2 protein-coding genes are annotated in these 973 nt (G+C 44.6%); both read right to left on the minus strand.

Annotated elements, in window-relative coordinates:
• Positions 1–81: 81 nt before the first annotated feature.
• Positions 82–501 (minus strand): PcfK-like family protein, encoded by a 420-nt coding sequence (locus tag HMPREF3034_RS09210; protein ID WP_036866563.1) that lies wholly within the window; start codon positions 499–501, stop codon positions 82–84.
• A gap of 5 nt (positions 502–506) precedes the next feature.
• Positions 507–973 (minus strand): hypothetical protein (locus HMPREF3034_RS09215; RefSeq protein WP_231725659.1); only part of this gene is annotated, 467 nt, incomplete at its 5' end.

Genomic DNA, 973 nt, shown 5'->3' on the forward strand with positions numbered 1-973 from the left:
CTCTGTGTCTTGGTTATCGGGCGAAGGTGCTTACTCTCGGCAAGGACTGCCTTCTCATATTTGTTTCTTGGTTTCATAGGCTTAAAAATCAAATAGTGACGGTTGTGTTTGGGGTGCTGCGCTTTCGGTTTTCTTCACTCGTGCGTTACGGCTCTGTATCTTGGCGAGTTCCTCACGTTGGTACTGCTTGATGGCTTCTTGCCTTGCTTCGGCTTTCTCCTCCTCTGTGAGTTCCACAATATGATTTACTGCCACTCTGCAAGTGATTTCCTTTCCTACTTCAATTTCATCCTCGTCATAGTAGTGTACTGCCATTGAGTAGATTTCATCGTCCTCAAATCCATTGCAGCCATTCGCCTGCACTTGGTTCAAGATGTAGGTTACACATTCCTCGATGCTCTTGTTAGGCTTCATCAAGTTGGGTGCAAACAAAGAGTCTGTCGCTGCACGTTGGTTGAGATACTCGGCTATTGCTCTCGTAAAATGTTCTGTTCCTTTCATATCGCTTAGTATTTAGGGATTTCTACAATTTGGTTTATCTGTCCGCAAAGGAAACTTCTTAGGCTGGTGCGGTCGGGTGCATAATACTCTGACCAATGTCCGTATTGATTGACCAAATACTTCTTCAATACGTCCATAAAGTCAAACCGATAACCCATAAGGGGTACGGCTGTACGGAAGTAGGTGTTAGTGTTCACCGCTTCGGCAAGCCAATTCTTTTCTTCACGGCTCATTCGCTCCCCACGATTGAGTTTCACACGGAGAAGATACACCTTGCTATTACAAAGGCTCTCCAACGGTTCAACTTCCCACTGCACAAACTTAGTTGCCACCAAACGCTCACTTTCATCAACCACCGAACTTATGCGGTAATGAGAGGAGGAGCTATATCCTTTTTTCTTCATCGAAGATGTGATATTTACTTTCTGCTGTCCCATAATGACATTTTTTTTATGCGTCCAAAGATCGGAGT

The organism is Prevotella sp. DNF00663, assembly GCF_001553265.1.
Taxonomy (GTDB): Bacteria; Bacteroidota; Bacteroidia; order Bacteroidales; family Bacteroidaceae; genus Prevotella.

Excerpts from the sequence above, each read along its gene's own strand:
- HMPREF3034_RS09210 (WP_036866563.1), bottom strand. The coding sequence starts at position 501 with ATGAAAGGAACAGAACATTTTACGAGAGCAATAGCCGAGTATCTCAAC.